This window comes from Agathobaculum sp. NTUH-O15-33 (assembly GCF_033193315.1).
Taxonomy (GTDB): Bacteria; Bacillota; Clostridia; order Oscillospirales; family Butyricicoccaceae; genus Agathobaculum; species Agathobaculum faecihominis_A.
On sequence record NZ_CP136187.1, the window covers coordinates 1,077,981 to 1,092,503 of the forward strand.

Here is a 14,523-nt window from a genome sequence, read left to right on the forward strand (position 1 = left end):
TTTGAGGTGATTGTATGAAATATAGGATATATCAGGAGAGCCGCAACGCGGCATGGGATTTGCTGATAAAAGAGCAGGTTCGCACCCTGCCGGTACAGGTAGGGGCGATTTGCCGCCATATGGGGTTTGCGGTATTTTCGTATGCGGTTGGAAAAAATTTAATCGCGTATTATGGATTAGCGAACCACGCGCGGCGAACGGATGGCTTTACCGTGCGTGCGGGCGACGATATCACAATATTTTACGACCAAACGAAACCGGACGGGCGAAACCGCTTCACGATCGCGCACGAGCTGGGGCACATCGTACTAGGGCATTTAGGCAACCGGCAAGTAACCGCGATAAACCGGGAGCAAGCGCCGGGCGACGACCCACGCGAAACGGCGGCAAATATATTTGCCGCGCGGCTATTGGCCCCATCGTGCGTTTTATGGGGCATGCATGTGCAAACGGCGGAAGAAATCGCAAATGTTTGCCATATTTCGCACCATGCAGCAGAAATACGGGCAAAGCGGATGCAGCTTCTATATGCACGGGAGCACCAATTTTTACAGACGCGGGGGAAAAGCTGCTTTTTGCAACACCCCAAAGAACGCCGGGTTTACGAACAATTCCGCGCGTACATAGAGCATTACAAATCGGGTTGATCGATATCGGATTTTAGCAGGCGTTCGCGCTCAAGGTGCGCGGCGGCTGCTTCTTCTTTGGACAGATCAGCGACAGCCTCACCACCCCGGCGCGACACGGCGCGAAGCGGTATGGGCTGGGAATCGCCTATGTTCTGCGCAAAATTCAGCAAAAACTCTTTAAAAACTTTTTTGGACTGGGCGGGTAATGCAAGATACCCGGCCAGTATTTTTTTGTCCAGATCATCAAGTGCGTACTCATGCGCCAATTCATCAATCAATGTATCATCCGTTTGCACGAACATTTCACCATTGCCGGTGCGAAGCCATTCTTCATTGACGTTAAACTCACGGCAGATTGACACTATTACCGCATCGGATGGTGTTCTTAATCCGGATTCATAATTCGTTATGGTATTTCCTTTTACGCCAATTTGTGCCCCGAAATCAGTTTGAGTCATCTTATGTGCTTTGCGGATAAGCTTTATTCGCTCGTTCAAAACATTTCACCTCCTATCTTGCCTGCATTATATCGCAAAAAACTCTCATAGTCAATATTAATTTCAAGAAAGGCATTGACAAAACTCTCGTTGAGAATTATAATACTTTCAACGAGAGGAAAATAAAATGATATGGTAGGTGAAAAGAATGAAACTAACTTTAGATGGAGCCGACAACGAAATGGGGCATATCTCCATAGAAACGAAAGATATGCCCCAAGGGTTCTTACACCAGATGCAACCGCTATATGACGGCGGAAAATTGTATGGGTTTGTTATTCAATTTTGTCTGATGGATAAAGAGGAGGATTAAGTTCGCCGCACTCCAGCTGACGGTGTACTTTGGCGTTGTGCTTGAAGTTTTGAGAGTCAAGACCGATTACATGTGCCATTAAAGATAGGGGCTTACAGTAATTCTTTCCGGAATCACCGTAAGTCGAAACTCCATTATGAATGGTGCCGTAATATTCGACAGTTGAATTGCCACTTGCATTTACTGTGCCGTATAAATCGCCATGCAAAATAGCACGAGAATGTTCAAATAAGTGGATATCCCCATGATAATCGGTTTCAACAGATACCACTGCGCCATTTACGATTGCAAGGTCTTCGCCGAGATCTGTTGTAATACTTAAAGATTGATTGATTTTATACAAGTTAAAACCTCCTTTCTACACCCAGTATACCAATTTTTACAGGTGTGGACAAGGAGAAAACACATAATACAAGGAGGGATACTGTATGAGCACCGAGCAGGAGAAGCGCGAAGACTTGGAAGAAATCGCGGAGATTATGCAGATTTTGCCGGAGGACGATAAGCAAAAGCTTTATGGGGTTGCGATCGGCTTAAAGCTTGCGGGACAGACGAAAGCCGTTAGTTAAGTCGGGGGGCGACAGGGGGACAGTCACTCCGTCGGAACGACATGGAAACAGCCCCCTTGTCTGCCGGCATAGGGACAGGCAGCCGGGCCATAGGTTAAGCCGAGGTGATGAACACATGATAATAGAAACGCGAAAAATCGGCGGGGTCACGATCGAGACAGCGGACGATGCGTTTGCAGGCTTGGGGCCGGAGGAAATACGGCACAGGCATGAGGTGTTTGACCGTACGTTACGCGAAACACTGCTGCAAATTCAGCGGGACAGTAGGGCCGATGAACCGCGCAAAAGCGGATGAACACGGGCGGGGAACCGCCCACGAATAAAAATGGACAAGCAGGACATAGGAGGTTAAAGACATGCAGGTAACCGTACATACATGGAACGGAACGACCAGAATGCAGAGAATCAGCGACACGGATGAGGGCGCGGCGCACATTGGGCGGATGATATCGAACGAATTGCGCGGTGTGATGGCGATATCTGAGTTTAAAAATGTGGAGATCAGCATTTGCGCAAGATTGCCGGGAGAAGAAACGGCCACATCTGACACCGCGAGCGGCGGCACAGAATGCACGTGGAGCGCCAGCGGAAACCAAGAAGCAGAAACGCGCGTGCGGCGGCTGGTGAACCTGCTGGAAGACGCTGTTTCAGCGGGTGTGCAGATCGGCCGCGACAGTATGCGCAAATGAGCCGGGCATGGGGCGGCGTGGAGGTGCGGCCGGTGAACCGACTGACACAATTCCCCCGCGTGAAGATCGACCGGGTACAGGTACGCTATTATGAAACCGTGCAGAATGAAGCATTTTTCGTTGTGGAAGGAAGCCGAACGGGCGATTCCGTTTGGTATCCGCTTTGCGAGCCGACCAAGGAGCGGCACACGGCATGGATGGAAAAAGAAGCGTTTGAACGCCTTTTTCGCGCGGAAAGAACAAAATTTCAGCATGAACAGGAGAAAACGAAGTGGGAAGAAAAATGCAGGCGGTAAGCTCGCTGGCCCTTGATGCGTATATTGCGAAAAAGCTTGGAATTTCCTACGGGGAATACTCGGCGGCGGTTACGCCAAAGGAGCGGCGCACGCTGGAGGAGAAGCACTGGCCCGCGTTCCGCAAGGCACAGGGGCGGGCGTACACCAAGGCAAAGCGCGAACAAAGTGCACTTGGAAAAGGGCAAATGAAAACCGGCCTATAGAAAGTGGGGCTTTCTATAGGCCGGAAAACGAGAATGTTTTGTGTGCTTATTATAGCACGGCGGCATGGAAACCGCAAGGAGGTTTTAAAACAAGGTGATGTATTACACGGCGTACGACCCTAAGACGGATTTCCCGGTTGCATGGGGGTTTGCCCGCGACTGCGCGCGGATGCTGGGCGTAACAGATCACACCTTTCGTATTATGTTGACCCGATACCGGGAGGGAGAATACAAGCGATACGAGTTTACACAGGAGCGCGTAAGCAAAGGAGAAGTAAATGCTTGATGGGATTGTAAGGAACTGCTGTCCGATATGCGGCGCGCCTATCACGGCGAGTTCGCTGTGCCAATATTCGCTTGACTACAAGATTTTAAAAAGTGGACGGATGTCGAAGCGGTACCGCAAAACGGATTGCAGTTCTATGGAGGTTTGGCTTGCCTGCTGTTCCGCACAATGTGGTGCAATATGGGAGGAAGGCGATTTCGCTTGGGACGGCCGCGACCGGTTTTTGGATATGAAATACACCGATGAACAGAACGGGACAAGCGTGAGGGAATATGACTATTAATGAGATTGTGCAACTTGCACCAGAAAACGAGTTAATCAGAAATACTTTAAAAAAGGCAAGCACAAAGCAGCCGCTCGGCCGGAACATAGAATTACGCTTTTATGGGGAATTAAAGCCTATCGTTGTCAATACGGAAAACTTCGGGTGCGCGGGGAAGACAAACACAAAATTGATTTTGCCGAAAAGGCTAAGGCGTGAAGAAGATGAATAAGGTGTTATGCGCGGCCTGTGCGCGGGAGCTGGGAGAGCAGCGGAAGGCGATCAAGCGATCAAAAAATAGTTTATGGCTTGTGTGCCAGCGGTGCGGGAAGCGCGGATTCTGCGCACGGTATGACGTAGGGCAGCGGAGACGTGCTTGATCTAGGTATTGTTTACTTGCGATTTTATCAAGCGTTCGGGCGGTTTCCCAGTGATGAAACAGGGAATCGGCTGCTCGTGGCGCTAAAAAACGGCGTGTATCCGTCAGAGATCGCAAACGTGATAACGGCGATGGGTCAAGAGGATGTAGCGCGGGCGGATGAAAAACTGTTACAGGAAGTAAGGCGGATATACCTTGTAAAGCAGGAGAAAAGGCAGGGCGCTAGGAGCGTCCTGCCTTAGAAACCTGAAATCATTTCTAATTCATGAAACGTAATGGTTTCGTTATAATATAGTTCTTCAAATGTGTCACGGGAAAGAACTTTTAAAAGATTGATTACTTTTTGCTCATAATCGGATTGCGAATAGTAGTAAATTTTTACGCTGTTGGTTGCTTTATTGCATATACATTCGCGCAAAATGTCTTGGTCTGTTGTATCAAGGGAATGCCCAATAATATAGAAATTGAGTGATTTTGCTGGTGATGGATCGTTGTATAGATTTGCTGCACGAAACCATTTTTTATATGTATTACCGGTGCGTTGTTGAATGCGCTGAAAATGCTTTTTAAAATAAATGATATCGTAGACATCTTCTCGATTAGTAAATGCATCTCGAATACCGAGCACTATATTATGACTGGGCTTCTCAGATTGAAAAACTGAGTGATGTCCATGAATATGATGAATACATTTAGAAGACAGATGAATTCCTGTTTCAGAGTATGTAGTGGTGTAATTAAAAGAGAGTATATTTGAGATTTCAAGATCATAAAGGCATTTCATTTTCTTTCTTATGGGGAGGTTGGAAACGAAATAAGTGAGATAATAATCCAAAGCGATAATAAGACCATTAAGGTCATCTTTTAAGACGTCAAAAAACGCAGTTTGTGAAAGAGATTCTCTACCGTTTAAAATACAATTTAATCTCGCAAACTTACCATCAATATCGCCTAAACGGCTCAAATTAAACGGAGAAGCGTCTTGGAAGTATTCAAACATTAATCCGATAAGCGATTCGATTTCTGCTTCAAAATCAATCCAGCCCTCTTTAGCGTATGGCGCTTCAAAAAAGTATTGTAGAAGAGCATTGTTATTCCTAAGAGAATCTAATTTTTTGTGAGCATTATAATATGGTTGCGCACCTTCTTTAGGAAAGCAATAATTAAAAAAATCCCGTACAGTTCGCTTGGACTTAGCAGGGTCTTCTTCCATGCTTTTATCTTTACTGATATATAATTTGGAAAAGGAAGAAGTGTTTATTTTTGAGGAATTGTGAGTACTGGAGTATTTGGGAAGGTATTTCATAAAAGTAATGAAATCGACATATCGAGTGGGTAGACCAAGAGCAAGATCAAATCCGTTTCCTATAATTAGAATATTCTGCTCACTCATTTTTATTATACCCCCAAAGTATCTTTGCATATAGGATACAGCAGATTGGAATGAAAAGCAATTAAAACTCGAATTATGTAATGTAAGCTAAGCAACGGGAGATTCAATAAGATGTCTAAAATTATGAAGGAACAGGCGTGCGGGATACTGTACGAAGCGAGCGCCTACACGCATACGATCATGCCGAACGACCCGCCAAAAGTGCGGGAGAAGAAACAGCAGGCGATCACCGCCGCAAAACGCGAGATCAACAAGCGGCAGGCGGAATTAACCATGATGCGGTACATCTGCCTAAACTATCGTGCCGGGCGGGACTGGTTTTTAGGGGTGGACATTGCTGGCCCGCCGCCCACGAGGGACGAAGTTAAGCAACATTTATCAAAATTTCTGCGCGATATGCGCAGGGAATACAAGCGGCATGGAAAAGAACTGAAATACATATGGGTGATCGAAGAACATGACCGCGAGGGCATAGGCGTGCGAATGCATGCGCATTTAATTATTAACGCGCTGGGATACGACGCGGACGGACGGCCGCTTGATCACGCCGCTTTCGCGAAATGCTGGACGGCGGGAGATTATACAGCGCGTCGGCTGGACGGGGCGGACGATGTGTTTCGCGATACATGCGAGTACATGTTAAAAACTTATAAGGACAAGCCCCACGGCGCGCGCTGCTGGTCACATTCCAAGAATTTGATCAAACCGGATAAGCCGGTACGCGAATGGGTGCCGGATACGGCGCGGCTTGAGGTACCGCCCGGCGTGAAGCTGATACGCAGGTTTGGCGACGAAAACCAATTTGGCGGATATGAGTACATGATCGGGCGCATTGTTGATATAAAAGCCTTTCGGCGGTATTGCAATAAGCGCGACCGGATGCGAAACAAGCGTCGCAACAGGTGAAGAAAGTTAATAAATGGATGCGGCGAAGGGGCCGCATTGTGGGCTTGGAAACGGTCTATCTTTCCGACAGGCAAAACGGCGCGAGACGGGACGATGCGGGACAGGGGTTGCAATAGGATTGCGGGGAGCGGGGGTGCGGGCGGGCGCTGGGGGCGCGCTGCGCGTGGAACTTCATGCGAAAAGGCCGGATGTGCGGCCGCGAGCACAAAACCGCTGTGCTGCATTTTGCTTTCTTCCTTTTGGGTGCTTGGATCAAGAAAACCAAGGAGTTTGGCAGTCGGTACAAAATGGCGGGATGCGTCCCGAAATCAGGAGGGCGAGAACGTGACGAAGGCAGAGCTGGAACAGTTTTTGAAACTGAAAAATGAAATACTCGTGCTGGAATATCAGCTTGCAAGCCTACGAGACAAGGCGGAAGAAGACAGCCGTATCTATGGGCTGTACTCGCTGACGGGCGACCCGGAAAGCGAGATCGAGCGCCGAGAAAACGAGCTGGAACAGATGAAAACCGAGTTTACGCGGCAGCTTCGCGCGGCAGAACGGTTTATAGACGGAATCGAGGAGAGCCGCACGAGAACCGTTTTTCGCCTACGCTACATGGAGGGCTGGCCGTGGCTTCCGATCGCGTTCCAGATCGGGTATAGCGATGAACAGCGGCCGCGCAAGATACACAATGGATATTTGATGCAGCAGGCGGACGAACAGAAGCGGGGAAGCGCTTAAAAGGGTGTTCGCAAAAGTGTACCTTTGCGGCGGGCGAAAAGCGCGGGCTATTTTTATGTCTGTGGCGTTCGTAAAGGTGCCAAAACTAAAAACGAACGTGCGCGAATGGGGCGCGGCTTTTACGAACACAAAACGCTGGGATTTAACCGTTTTTACCAAATGAAGCATTTTTGTAAACCGAGGAGGAAAGACAATGGAAAAGATTTACGGATATGCGCGCGTCAGCACGCGGGAACAGAACCTTGACCGGCAAATTTTGGCGCTGCGGCAATATGTGAAGGACGATCGCGACATCATTACGGACAAAGAAAGCGGCAAGAACTTTGACCGGCCGGGGTATCGGTCGTTACGCGATACACTGTTACGGGCGGGCGATACGCTCATTGTTAAATCACTCGACCGACTTGGCCGTAACAAAGAGCAAATGAAAAATGAAGTACAATGGTTTAATACGCATGACATCCGCCTAAAGGTGATCGATCTTCCCACGACCATGACCGACCTTCCCGACGATCAAAAATGGATTATCGAAATGGCGAACAATATTATGATCGAAGTACTGTCCAGCATTGCAGAACAGGAGCGCGAAACGATTCGGCAGCGTCAGGCCGAGGGGATAGAAGCCGCGCGCCAGAAAGGCAAACACTTGGGGAGAAACCCTGCGCAATACCCGGAACGATGGGCCGAGGTTTACAGCGCGTGGAATGCGGGCGGAATCACGGCAACGCAGGCCATGAAAACACTTGGGTTAAAACGAACGACGTTTTATAAGCTGGCGAAATGTATGGCGAAAAAAGATTAAGCATGAGGAAGCTCACTGGAAACGGTGGGCTTTTTCTCTTTTCTGCATTTAGGACGAAAAAGACGATTTTTTTATTTTACCCTAAAATACAGAAGAATCAATGAGAAGGGGGCGGCAACAGTGGCAAAAAAGGCACAGCATAGCGACGAAGAAAAACAGCGTGCGCTTGCCATGCTCGCCGCGAACGTGGGCGTAAGCGAAGTGGCGGCAAGGCTGGGTATTCCCAAACAAACAATTTCCCGGTGGAAGACCGAGGGGCAAAACGATGAAGCGTTTGCAGCACAGCAGCGCAAGAACAAGGCGCGGCTGGTTGACGCTTCGTGGGAAGCCATTCACGACGCGGCGGAAATTACCGTTCGGAGGCTGAAAGCGGCGCGCACGGATGAAAGCGCATTTATGACGCTGCTTGACCAGATCGAAGAAGACGAAGAAATAAGCGAAACCAAACGGGCCGAGTTGTACCGTAAATTCAAAAAGCTTTCCGTGGCCGATCTATCCGACCTTTCCAAGGTGATTTCGGTACTATACGACAAGCAGGCACTGGCGGCGGATGAAGCAACCGCGATCATGGGCGGCGAAGGAAAACTGGAAGTCTGTTTGAAGGTTGTGGAAGGGTAATGCAGCGAATCAATTTTGAAATATCGCCAAAGCAACGGCTTTTTATTGAAGCGGGCGCGGATGAAATCATGTTTGGCGGCGCGGCGGGCGGCGGAAAAACCTTCGTGCAGATCATCGACGCACTTTTGAAGGCGCTGCAATATCCGGGAAGCCGTCAACTACTGTTACGTAACGCATTCCCGGAACTGAAACGAACGGTCATTCCGCTTGCGCTGGCACTATATCCGCAAGAACTGGCGCGGTATAACAAGTCAGATCACATCTGGACATTTGTCAACGGTTCCACGATCGAGTTTAACTTTGTGACCAGCGCACAGGACGCAATGAAATTTAAGTCTGCGGAATTTGATATTATCCGGTTCGACGAACTGACACACTTTGATTTTGACAGCTATATTTACATGATGTCGCGTTTGCGCGGTGCGAACAATTACCCGAAGCAGCTTAAAAGCAGCACCAATCCGGGCGGCAAGGGGCATTACTGGGTAAAGGCCCGCTTTATCGATGTGGGCGCGCCGCTGGTGGAATACCCGGCATACAACGACGACGGCGAACATGTTTCAAACGTGCTGTTTATTCCCGCCAAGATCGACGACAACGTTTTTATCATGCGCACTGACCCGGACTATAAAAACAAGCGCATGAAGGCGCTTTCCAAGGATGACCGGCGCGCGCTGGGCGAGGGCGATTGGGACGTTTGGCAGGGGCAGTATTTCGGCGAGTTCCGGCGTGAAATTCACGTGTTAGAACCGTTTGTCATTCCGGGTCAGTGGCGGCGATACCGTGCGCTGGACTATGGCCTTGATATGCTGGCGTGCTACTGGGTTGCGGTTGACTTTTTGGGGAGGGCCTATGTATACCGCGAACTGTACGAAAGCGATTTAATCATTCCACAAGCAGCGGCGCGTATATTGGAGCTGACCGAGGACGGCGAAGAAATAGAAGACACGTTCGCCCCGAAAGACCTATGGAGCCGAACAAAGGACACGGGCGTTAGCATAGCCGAACAATTTGAAAACTGCGGCGTGAGGTTTACGAAGGTATCCAATCCGCGTGTGGCTGGGTGGTACGCGCTGAAAACGTGGTTAAAGCCGACGATAGATGAATTCGGAAAACCGGCCGCGAAGCTGCGCATTTTTTCCACCTGCGCCAACCTGATACGAACGCTTCCGGCGCTGACACACGATGAAAAGCATGTAAACGATGTGGCGACAGAGCCGCACGAACTGACGCACGCGCCCGACGCAATCCGGTACTTTATCGACGGACAGCCAGAACCGGCTTACATTCCGCCGCCGTACGAATCGGACGACGAAAGCGGCGTAAACTTTTGGGAGTATGGAGGTTGAGAACATGGAAAGCATGATAACCCTGTTTGCTTGCCTGTGCGGGTTTGCACTTGGATGGCTGGCATTTGGACGGCAACACCACGAGCGGGAGAAGCCGCGCCGCGTATGGCGCCGCCGCGAGCGGGTACGGGTGCGGGAGCCGACCGAAATGGGATACGCTTCGCAAGGCTTCACAAACGACGAATTTGAGCGCGAGCTTGCGGAACTAATGGCGTATGACGGCGACGCTGGGGAGGATAGCGAATGATTCAGATCAAAAAAGACCCGCGCGGCATCTGGCAGGAATACCAGCAGGGCGTACAGTATAACGATTCGCTGAACTGGTATGAACAGGTGAAGAAGAACGAGAACTTCTTTATCGGCCGCCAGTGGGAAGGCGTGAAGGCCAAACGGCTTGCAAAGCCGCAATTCAACATTCTGCGCCGCGTGGTCAATTATTTTGTATCCACGGTGGTTTCGGACAATATCGCGGCGAATATTCGGCCGTTCATCTCTGAGGACAGCGAACAAACCGCGATTTTTACGAAGATTATTTCCGCCGAATTTGACCGCATTTTTGAAATGTGCCAGATGAAAGACAAAAACCGCGTTTGGCTGCGCAATGCGGCGGTGCACGGCGATTCAACGGCGTATTTCTATTTCGACCCGGACGCGGAAAGCGGGCAGATCGCCGAAGGCCGGGTATGCTGTGAGATCATCGACACGACCGAGATCATACCGGCAAACCCATATTCGACGGACATTCAAAAGCAACGCTATTTATTGCTGCTTTCCCGCCGCGAGGTGGAGGACGTGCGCGAAGAAGCGCGGGCAAACGGCGTGCCGGAGGATGCGCTATCAACGATACAGGCGGACGTGAACCAAGAGGATAAAACATCCGTTGGCCTGCCGGATACCGACCGCGTGACCGTGGCAATAAAGCTTTGGAAGGAAAACGGCACGGTACACGCGCTGAAAACCACGCAAACCTGCATTATTATGCCGGAACGCGATACCGAGTACACGCTTTACCCTGTGGCTTTTCTGCAATGGGAGGCGGTGCGAAATCAATTTCATGGAGCGGGCGCAATCGCCGGAGAGATACCGAATCAAATCTTTATTAACAAGATGTATGCCTATACGATGGCCTGCTTGGAGCGGAACGCATTTCCCACGATCATTTACAGCAAAAAGGCGTTGCCGAAAGGACTTTCCGACGACCCTACAGAAATATACGGTGTGCCGGACGACCCGACAAAAGCGCTCTTTGTGCAAACCGGCGTGCAAAACATGTCTACACAGGTAGCGGAGTTTATCGACAAAACGATCGCTTACACGCGGGACACAATGGGCGCGAGCGACGCGGCGTTAGGCAACATCAAGCCGGACAATACTTCCGCGATCGTGGCGGTACAAAAGGCAAGCGCGGCACCGCTGGAATTGCAGCGGATGGCGTTCTACCAATTTATTGAGGATTACGTGCGGGTGATCATCGATATCATTTCCACTGACTACGGTACGCGACAGGTCAGCTATACGGATGAAAACGGTGAAGAAGTCATAACCGACTTTGACTTTTCACAGCTCAAGGGCATGCATTTGCGCGTGAATATCGATATTGGCAGCGCGGCTATGTGGTCAGAAGTAAGCCAGATGCAGACGATCGACAACTTGTTCAACAAGCAAATCATTTCTGACCCGATTTTGTATTTGGAATCCTTACCGGATGGTGTTTTGACGAACAAGGGCGATTTAATTGCCAACCTCAAGCAGCAGCGAGCCAAGGCGGAACAGCAAATGCAGATGCAGCAGGCCCAGCAAATGCAGCAGGGGGCAGCGGTGAACCCGGAAAACGTACTTGCACAGCTTTCGGAAGAGGAACGGGCGCAACTTGCCGAGCATCCCGAAATTGCCGAGCAGGTTTTGGGCGGTATGGCGTAGTAAAAACACCTTTCGGCGTTCTGACAAGCGGGTTTAGCCTGCCTGCTTGGTTTCACCTCCGGCAGGCGCGCCGCGCGAAACGGGGCGCGCTTGTCAGAGCGCCGAAGGGCTGAAAGAAAAGGAGAAAGAAGCATGAACAGAAACGAAACGGCAGGCGCGGAGGAACGCGCGCAAATCGGCATTCAGTTTTTCGCCGAGGGCGAGCCGGGCGGCATAGCCGACGCGGCCCCGATGGAAGGCGCGGGATTGGGCGGCGAGAGCGGCTCTGATGGCGACCGTGGAACGGAAGGCCCGGAGGGTATTCCCGGCGCGCCTTTGCCAGAAGGAATTGCGGCCGAATATGCGGCCGGCGACCCGTTAGAAGCTATTTTCGCGGGGGAGAGTGACGGAGAAGACGCATTCGGCGCAGAAGAGAGCGACGACGGCGAGCCGGTAGAGCCACAGCCGCCCGTCGCAGAGGAACAAACTTTCGCGGTACAGATCGGCGGAGAAACCGTGCAAATGACCGCCGCGCAGATGGCCGAACAGCTTGCGGCCGCACAGCCGCCGAGCCAAGAACAATTACAAGCAATCGTGCAGCAGCAGCTTGTACAGAACCCGGCAATGCAACTGATCGAGCGCAAGGCGGCAAATTCCGGCATGACCGTGGAACAGTACGTTGCCGCGATGGAACAGCAGGAACGAACCCGCGAGGTGCAGCAGATCATGCAGCAAACCGGGCTTTCGCAGGAAATGGCCAGCGAGCTGGCCGAAAGCCGCCGTTTCCGTCAGCAGATGGAAAACGAGCGGGCAGAACAAGCGGCACAGCAGCAGGCCAAAGAGACCCGGAACAGCATGTTCAGCAATTTTATGCAGTCATTCCCCGCCGTAAAGGCTGAAAACGTACCGAGCGAAGTATGGCAAAGCGTTGAAAATGGCATGGATTTAACCGCGGCATATGCGCTGCATCGTGTGGGCGAGTTGAAACGAGAAAACGCGGCGCTCAAGCAAAACGCGCATGCGCGGCAAAAAAGCATTGGCTCGGCTTCCGGCGTTGAGCAGACGGGCGGACGCGACCCTGTGCTCGACGGGCTGAACGGTATTTCGTATTGACCGGGGAAAAACTATATAAGTAAGAACACATAAAAGAAAGAGAGGAATTAAAAAATGCCAACTATTAACCTACATGTGAAGTATGCACCGGCGCTGGAAGGCGTGTTCTCTAAGGGCAGTTTTGTAAAGGGGAACACGAATAACCACGTGGATTTTACGGGCGCGAAAACCGTGAAGATATCCACCCTTCAGACGACAGAAATCAACGACTATAAGCGAAGCGGTACGAACCGATATGGTACGCCCGAAGAGATTGGCGAGGACGTACAGGAATTGACCATGACGCAGGATAAGTCTTTCACCGGCACGGTGGATAAAGGCAATGCATCCGATCAGGTGATAAAGAATAAGGCCGCGCTGTGGCTGCGCGAGGAAATTCGCGTCAAGGCAACACCCAAGGCGGACAAGTACGCTTTGGGTCAGTACGTCAGATATGCGCATATCGCGACGGTCTCGGAAAAGCCGACCAAGACCAACATCATTGAAGAGATCGCTAACGCAACGGAATATTTGGACGACCACCTTGTACCGGAAAGCGATCGCGTGCTTTATGTCACGGCTGAAATGTACAAGCTGATTCGATTGGCACCGGAATTCCTCGGTGTGGACAAGCTGGGAGAAGCGAGTCTTACCAAGGGCACGGTTGGCGAGTTGGGGCAGGGCATGAAGGTGATCAAGGTGCCTAGTTCCTACTTGCCTGCAAACTGCTATTTCCTTGTCACGCACAAGGAAAGCGTTATCTACCCGTACAAGCTGAACGAAAGCAAGGTACATACCGACCCGCCCGGCCTGTCCGGCGCTTTGGTCGAGGGGCGACAGTATTACGATGCGTTTGTCATGGCGGCCAAATGCGACGGCGTTTATGCGCTGGTCAAGGAATCGGAAAAGCTCGCCGCGCCGACGCTGGCGTGCGAAACGCCCGGCACGACACCGGTAACGATCACCTGCGAAGGTGCAAGCGAAATCCGGTACACGCTGGACGGAAGCGACCCGCGTTTCTCTGATAAGGCGGTTTCGGCGGCGACCATTCCGGCCGACAAGGTAGGCGCAGACGGAAAGCTCACGGTGCGCGCGGTGGCGTACGCGGATAATAAATTTACTTCGGATATCGCAGAACAGACCTTTACCAAGGCGTAACGGCTTGCGGGGCGGCAGCACGCCGCCCCGCGTTTTTTATTCAAGGAGGAACCCACATGGCGGAAGAAAAACGGACAGGAAACACGGTGAATGAAATCTACCAGACCGCGCTTTGCCTGATGTATGAGAACACCAAAAACACGAAGGACTACGACCCGTATTTATTCAGCGTAATCAATGTGCTGCTCGCTGAAAATTACGAGCTGAACAACACATACCGGGAAGCATACGGCATAAAACCGCTGGACGCAATGCCATATGTGACAGAGAAAAGCGACACAGTGCCATATGAACCGGTATTTTGCAGGCAGATAATCCCCTATGGGATGGCTTCGCATTTCTTTGTTGATGATTCCATGAACAAACACGCGGATTTTTACGCGCTGTACAATAATGCGCGCGTAGACGCGGAACGAGCGGTCATTACATCGTACCCCGCAGAGGATGAGGAGGAATAAGA

20 protein-coding genes are annotated in these 14,523 nt (G+C 50.9%); 17 read left to right on the forward strand and 3 right to left on the reverse strand.

Annotated features, from left to right (window positions below; all coding sequences use genetic code 11):
- Nucleotides 1-14: 14 nt before the first annotated feature.
- Complete coding sequence (locus tag RWV98_RS05520; RefSeq protein WP_317864328.1) at nucleotides 15-647, forward strand: ImmA/IrrE family metallo-endopeptidase; 633 nt, start codon at nucleotides 15-17, stop codon at nucleotides 645-647.
- Here RWV98_RS05520 and RWV98_RS05525 read toward each other — a convergent pair.
- Both RWV98_RS05525 and RWV98_RS05530 read right to left on the reverse strand, forming a co-directional pair.
- The gene (locus RWV98_RS05525; RefSeq protein WP_317864329.1) at nucleotides 632-1,126 is read right to left on the reverse strand and encodes a helix-turn-helix domain-containing protein; all 495 of its coding nucleotides are present in this window, start codon (nucleotides 1,124-1,126) and stop codon (nucleotides 632-634) included. The two genes, RWV98_RS05520 and RWV98_RS05525, sit on opposite strands and share 16 nt — an antisense overlap.
- Before the next feature lie 275 nt (nucleotides 1,127-1,401).
- Nucleotides 1,402-1,782: a hypothetical protein gene (locus RWV98_RS05530; protein ID WP_317864330.1), complete on the reverse strand. Its 381-nt coding sequence runs from the start codon at nucleotides 1,780-1,782 to the stop codon at nucleotides 1,402-1,404.
- Nucleotides 1,783-1,867: 85 nt separating this feature from the next.
- Between RWV98_RS05530 and RWV98_RS05535 the strand changes: the two genes are divergently transcribed.
- The 6 genes from RWV98_RS05535 to RWV98_RS05560 all read left to right on the forward strand — a co-directional run bounded on the left by RWV98_RS05535 (nucleotide 1,868) and on the right by RWV98_RS05560 (nucleotide 3,765).
- Entirely contained in the window at nucleotides 1,868-2,008 is a 141-nt protein-coding gene (locus RWV98_RS05535; RefSeq protein WP_317864332.1) for a hypothetical protein, read from the forward strand.
- A 115-nt stretch (nucleotides 2,009-2,123) separates the two neighbouring features.
- Nucleotides 2,124-2,303 carry a hypothetical protein gene (locus tag RWV98_RS05540; protein ID WP_317864334.1) on the forward strand — a complete coding sequence of 60 codons (180 nt, stop codon included), beginning with the start codon at nucleotides 2,124-2,126 and terminating at the stop codon, nucleotides 2,301-2,303.
- Nucleotides 2,304-2,364: 61 nt separating this feature from the next.
- Nucleotides 2,365-2,697, forward strand: coding sequence for a hypothetical protein (locus RWV98_RS05545; RefSeq protein WP_317864336.1), 333 nt, complete (start codon nucleotides 2,365-2,367; stop codon nucleotides 2,695-2,697).
- Nucleotides 2,698-2,729: 32 nt separating this feature from the next.
- Nucleotides 2,730-2,993, forward strand: a complete 264-nt coding sequence (locus RWV98_RS05550; protein ID WP_317864338.1) for a hypothetical protein — start codon at nucleotides 2,730-2,732, stop codon at nucleotides 2,991-2,993.
- Nucleotides 2,969-3,196 (forward strand): hypothetical protein, encoded by a 228-nt coding sequence (locus tag RWV98_RS05555; RefSeq protein WP_317864340.1) that lies wholly within the window; start codon nucleotides 2,969-2,971, stop codon nucleotides 3,194-3,196. Before RWV98_RS05550 ends, RWV98_RS05555 begins: the two co-directional genes overlap by 25 nt.
- 278 nt (nucleotides 3,197-3,474) lie before the next feature.
- On the forward strand, nucleotides 3,475-3,765 hold the full coding sequence (locus RWV98_RS05560) for a hypothetical protein (RefSeq protein WP_317864342.1): 291 nt from the start codon (nucleotides 3,475-3,477) through the stop codon (nucleotides 3,763-3,765).
- Between the two features lie 596 nt (nucleotides 3,766-4,361).
- Here the strand turns inward: RWV98_RS05560 and RWV98_RS05565 are convergent.
- A complete protein-coding gene (locus tag RWV98_RS05565; RefSeq protein ID WP_317864343.1) occupies nucleotides 4,362-5,516 on the reverse strand; it encodes an AbiH family protein in 1,155 nt (384 codons plus the stop codon).
- A 111-nt stretch (nucleotides 5,517-5,627) separates the two neighbouring features.
- Between RWV98_RS05565 and RWV98_RS05570 the strand changes: the two genes are divergently transcribed.
- The 10 genes from RWV98_RS05570 (at nucleotide 5,628) to RWV98_RS05615 (ending at nucleotide 14,521) form a co-directional block, all read left to right on the forward strand.
- On the forward strand, nucleotides 5,628-6,422 hold the full coding sequence (locus tag RWV98_RS05570) for a rolling circle replication-associated protein (protein WP_317864345.1): 795 nt from the start codon (nucleotides 5,628-5,630) through the stop codon (nucleotides 6,420-6,422).
- A 324-nt stretch (nucleotides 6,423-6,746) separates the two neighbouring features.
- The gene (locus RWV98_RS05575) at nucleotides 6,747-7,145 is read left to right on the forward strand and encodes a hypothetical protein (protein WP_317864347.1); all 399 of its coding nucleotides are present in this window, start codon (nucleotides 6,747-6,749) and stop codon (nucleotides 7,143-7,145) included.
- Between the two features lie 193 nt (nucleotides 7,146-7,338).
- The gene (locus RWV98_RS05580; RefSeq protein ID WP_317864349.1) at nucleotides 7,339-7,947 is read left to right on the forward strand and encodes a recombinase family protein; all 609 of its coding nucleotides are present in this window, start codon (nucleotides 7,339-7,341) and stop codon (nucleotides 7,945-7,947) included.
- A 120-nt stretch (nucleotides 7,948-8,067) separates the two neighbouring features.
- A complete protein-coding gene (locus RWV98_RS05585) occupies nucleotides 8,068-8,565 on the forward strand; it encodes a helix-turn-helix domain-containing protein (protein ID WP_317864351.1) in 498 nt (165 codons plus the stop codon).
- Complete coding sequence (locus RWV98_RS05590) at nucleotides 8,565-9,914, forward strand: phage terminase large subunit (protein WP_317864353.1); 1,350 nt, start codon at nucleotides 8,565-8,567, stop codon at nucleotides 9,912-9,914. Before RWV98_RS05585 ends, RWV98_RS05590 begins: the two co-directional genes overlap by 1 nt.
- A 4-nt stretch (nucleotides 9,915-9,918) precedes the next feature.
- Nucleotides 9,919-10,161, forward strand: a complete 243-nt coding sequence (locus RWV98_RS05595) for a hypothetical protein (RefSeq protein WP_317864354.1) — start codon at nucleotides 9,919-9,921, stop codon at nucleotides 10,159-10,161.
- A complete protein-coding gene (locus RWV98_RS05600; protein WP_317864355.1) occupies nucleotides 10,158-11,834 on the forward strand; it encodes a hypothetical protein in 1,677 nt (558 codons plus the stop codon). Before RWV98_RS05595 ends, RWV98_RS05600 begins: the two co-directional genes overlap by 4 nt.
- A 132-nt stretch (nucleotides 11,835-11,966) precedes the next feature.
- Entirely contained in the window at nucleotides 11,967-12,926 is a 960-nt protein-coding gene (locus RWV98_RS05605; RefSeq protein WP_317864357.1) for a hypothetical protein, read from the forward strand.
- A gap of 54 nt (nucleotides 12,927-12,980) precedes the next feature.
- Entirely contained in the window at nucleotides 12,981-14,063 is a 1,083-nt protein-coding gene (locus tag RWV98_RS05610; RefSeq protein ID WP_317864359.1) for an FN3 associated domain-containing protein, read from the forward strand.
- Between the two features lie 56 nt (nucleotides 14,064-14,119).
- Complete coding sequence (locus RWV98_RS05615; RefSeq protein ID WP_317864361.1) at nucleotides 14,120-14,521, forward strand: hypothetical protein; 402 nt, start codon at nucleotides 14,120-14,122, stop codon at nucleotides 14,519-14,521.
- Nucleotides 14,522-14,523 lie beyond the last annotated feature (2 nt).

What these genes read in the sequence shown, in the direction of transcription:
- RWV98_RS05520 (WP_317864328.1), top strand. Translation starts at nt 15, where the DNA reads ATGAAATATAGGATATATCAGGAGAGCCGCAACGCGGCATGGGATTTG.
- RWV98_RS05535 (WP_317864332.1), top strand. Translation starts at nt 1,868, where the DNA reads ATGAGCACCGAGCAGGAGAAGCGCGAAGACTTGGAAGAAATCGCGGAG.
- RWV98_RS05540 (WP_317864334.1), top strand. Translation starts at nt 2,124, where the DNA reads ATGATAATAGAAACGCGAAAAATCGGCGGGGTCACGATCGAGACAGCG.
- RWV98_RS05545 (WP_317864336.1), top strand. Translation starts at nt 2,365, where the DNA reads ATGCAGGTAACCGTACATACATGGAACGGAACGACCAGAATGCAGAGA.
- RWV98_RS05560 (WP_317864342.1), top strand. Translation starts at nt 3,475, where the DNA reads ATGCTTGATGGGATTGTAAGGAACTGCTGTCCGATATGCGGCGCGCCT.
- RWV98_RS05565 (WP_317864343.1), bottom strand. Translation starts at nt 5,516, where the DNA reads ATGAGTGAGCAGAATATTCTAATTATAGGAAACGGATTTGATCTTGCT.
- RWV98_RS05570 (WP_317864345.1), top strand. Translation starts at nt 5,628, where the DNA reads ATGTCTAAAATTATGAAGGAACAGGCGTGCGGGATACTGTACGAAGCG.
- RWV98_RS05580 (WP_317864349.1), top strand. Translation starts at nt 7,339, where the DNA reads ATGGAAAAGATTTACGGATATGCGCGCGTCAGCACGCGGGAACAGAAC.
- RWV98_RS05590 (WP_317864353.1), top strand. Translation starts at nt 8,565, where the DNA reads ATGCAGCGAATCAATTTTGAAATATCGCCAAAGCAACGGCTTTTTATT.
- RWV98_RS05595 (WP_317864354.1), top strand. Translation starts at nt 9,919, where the DNA reads ATGGAAAGCATGATAACCCTGTTTGCTTGCCTGTGCGGGTTTGCACTT.
- RWV98_RS05600 (WP_317864355.1), top strand. Translation starts at nt 10,158, where the DNA reads ATGATTCAGATCAAAAAAGACCCGCGCGGCATCTGGCAGGAATACCAG.
- RWV98_RS05605 (WP_317864357.1), top strand. Translation starts at nt 11,967, where the DNA reads ATGAACAGAAACGAAACGGCAGGCGCGGAGGAACGCGCGCAAATCGGC.
- RWV98_RS05610 (WP_317864359.1), top strand. Translation starts at nt 12,981, where the DNA reads ATGCCAACTATTAACCTACATGTGAAGTATGCACCGGCGCTGGAAGGC.
- RWV98_RS05615 (WP_317864361.1), top strand. Translation starts at nt 14,120, where the DNA reads ATGGCGGAAGAAAAACGGACAGGAAACACGGTGAATGAAATCTACCAG.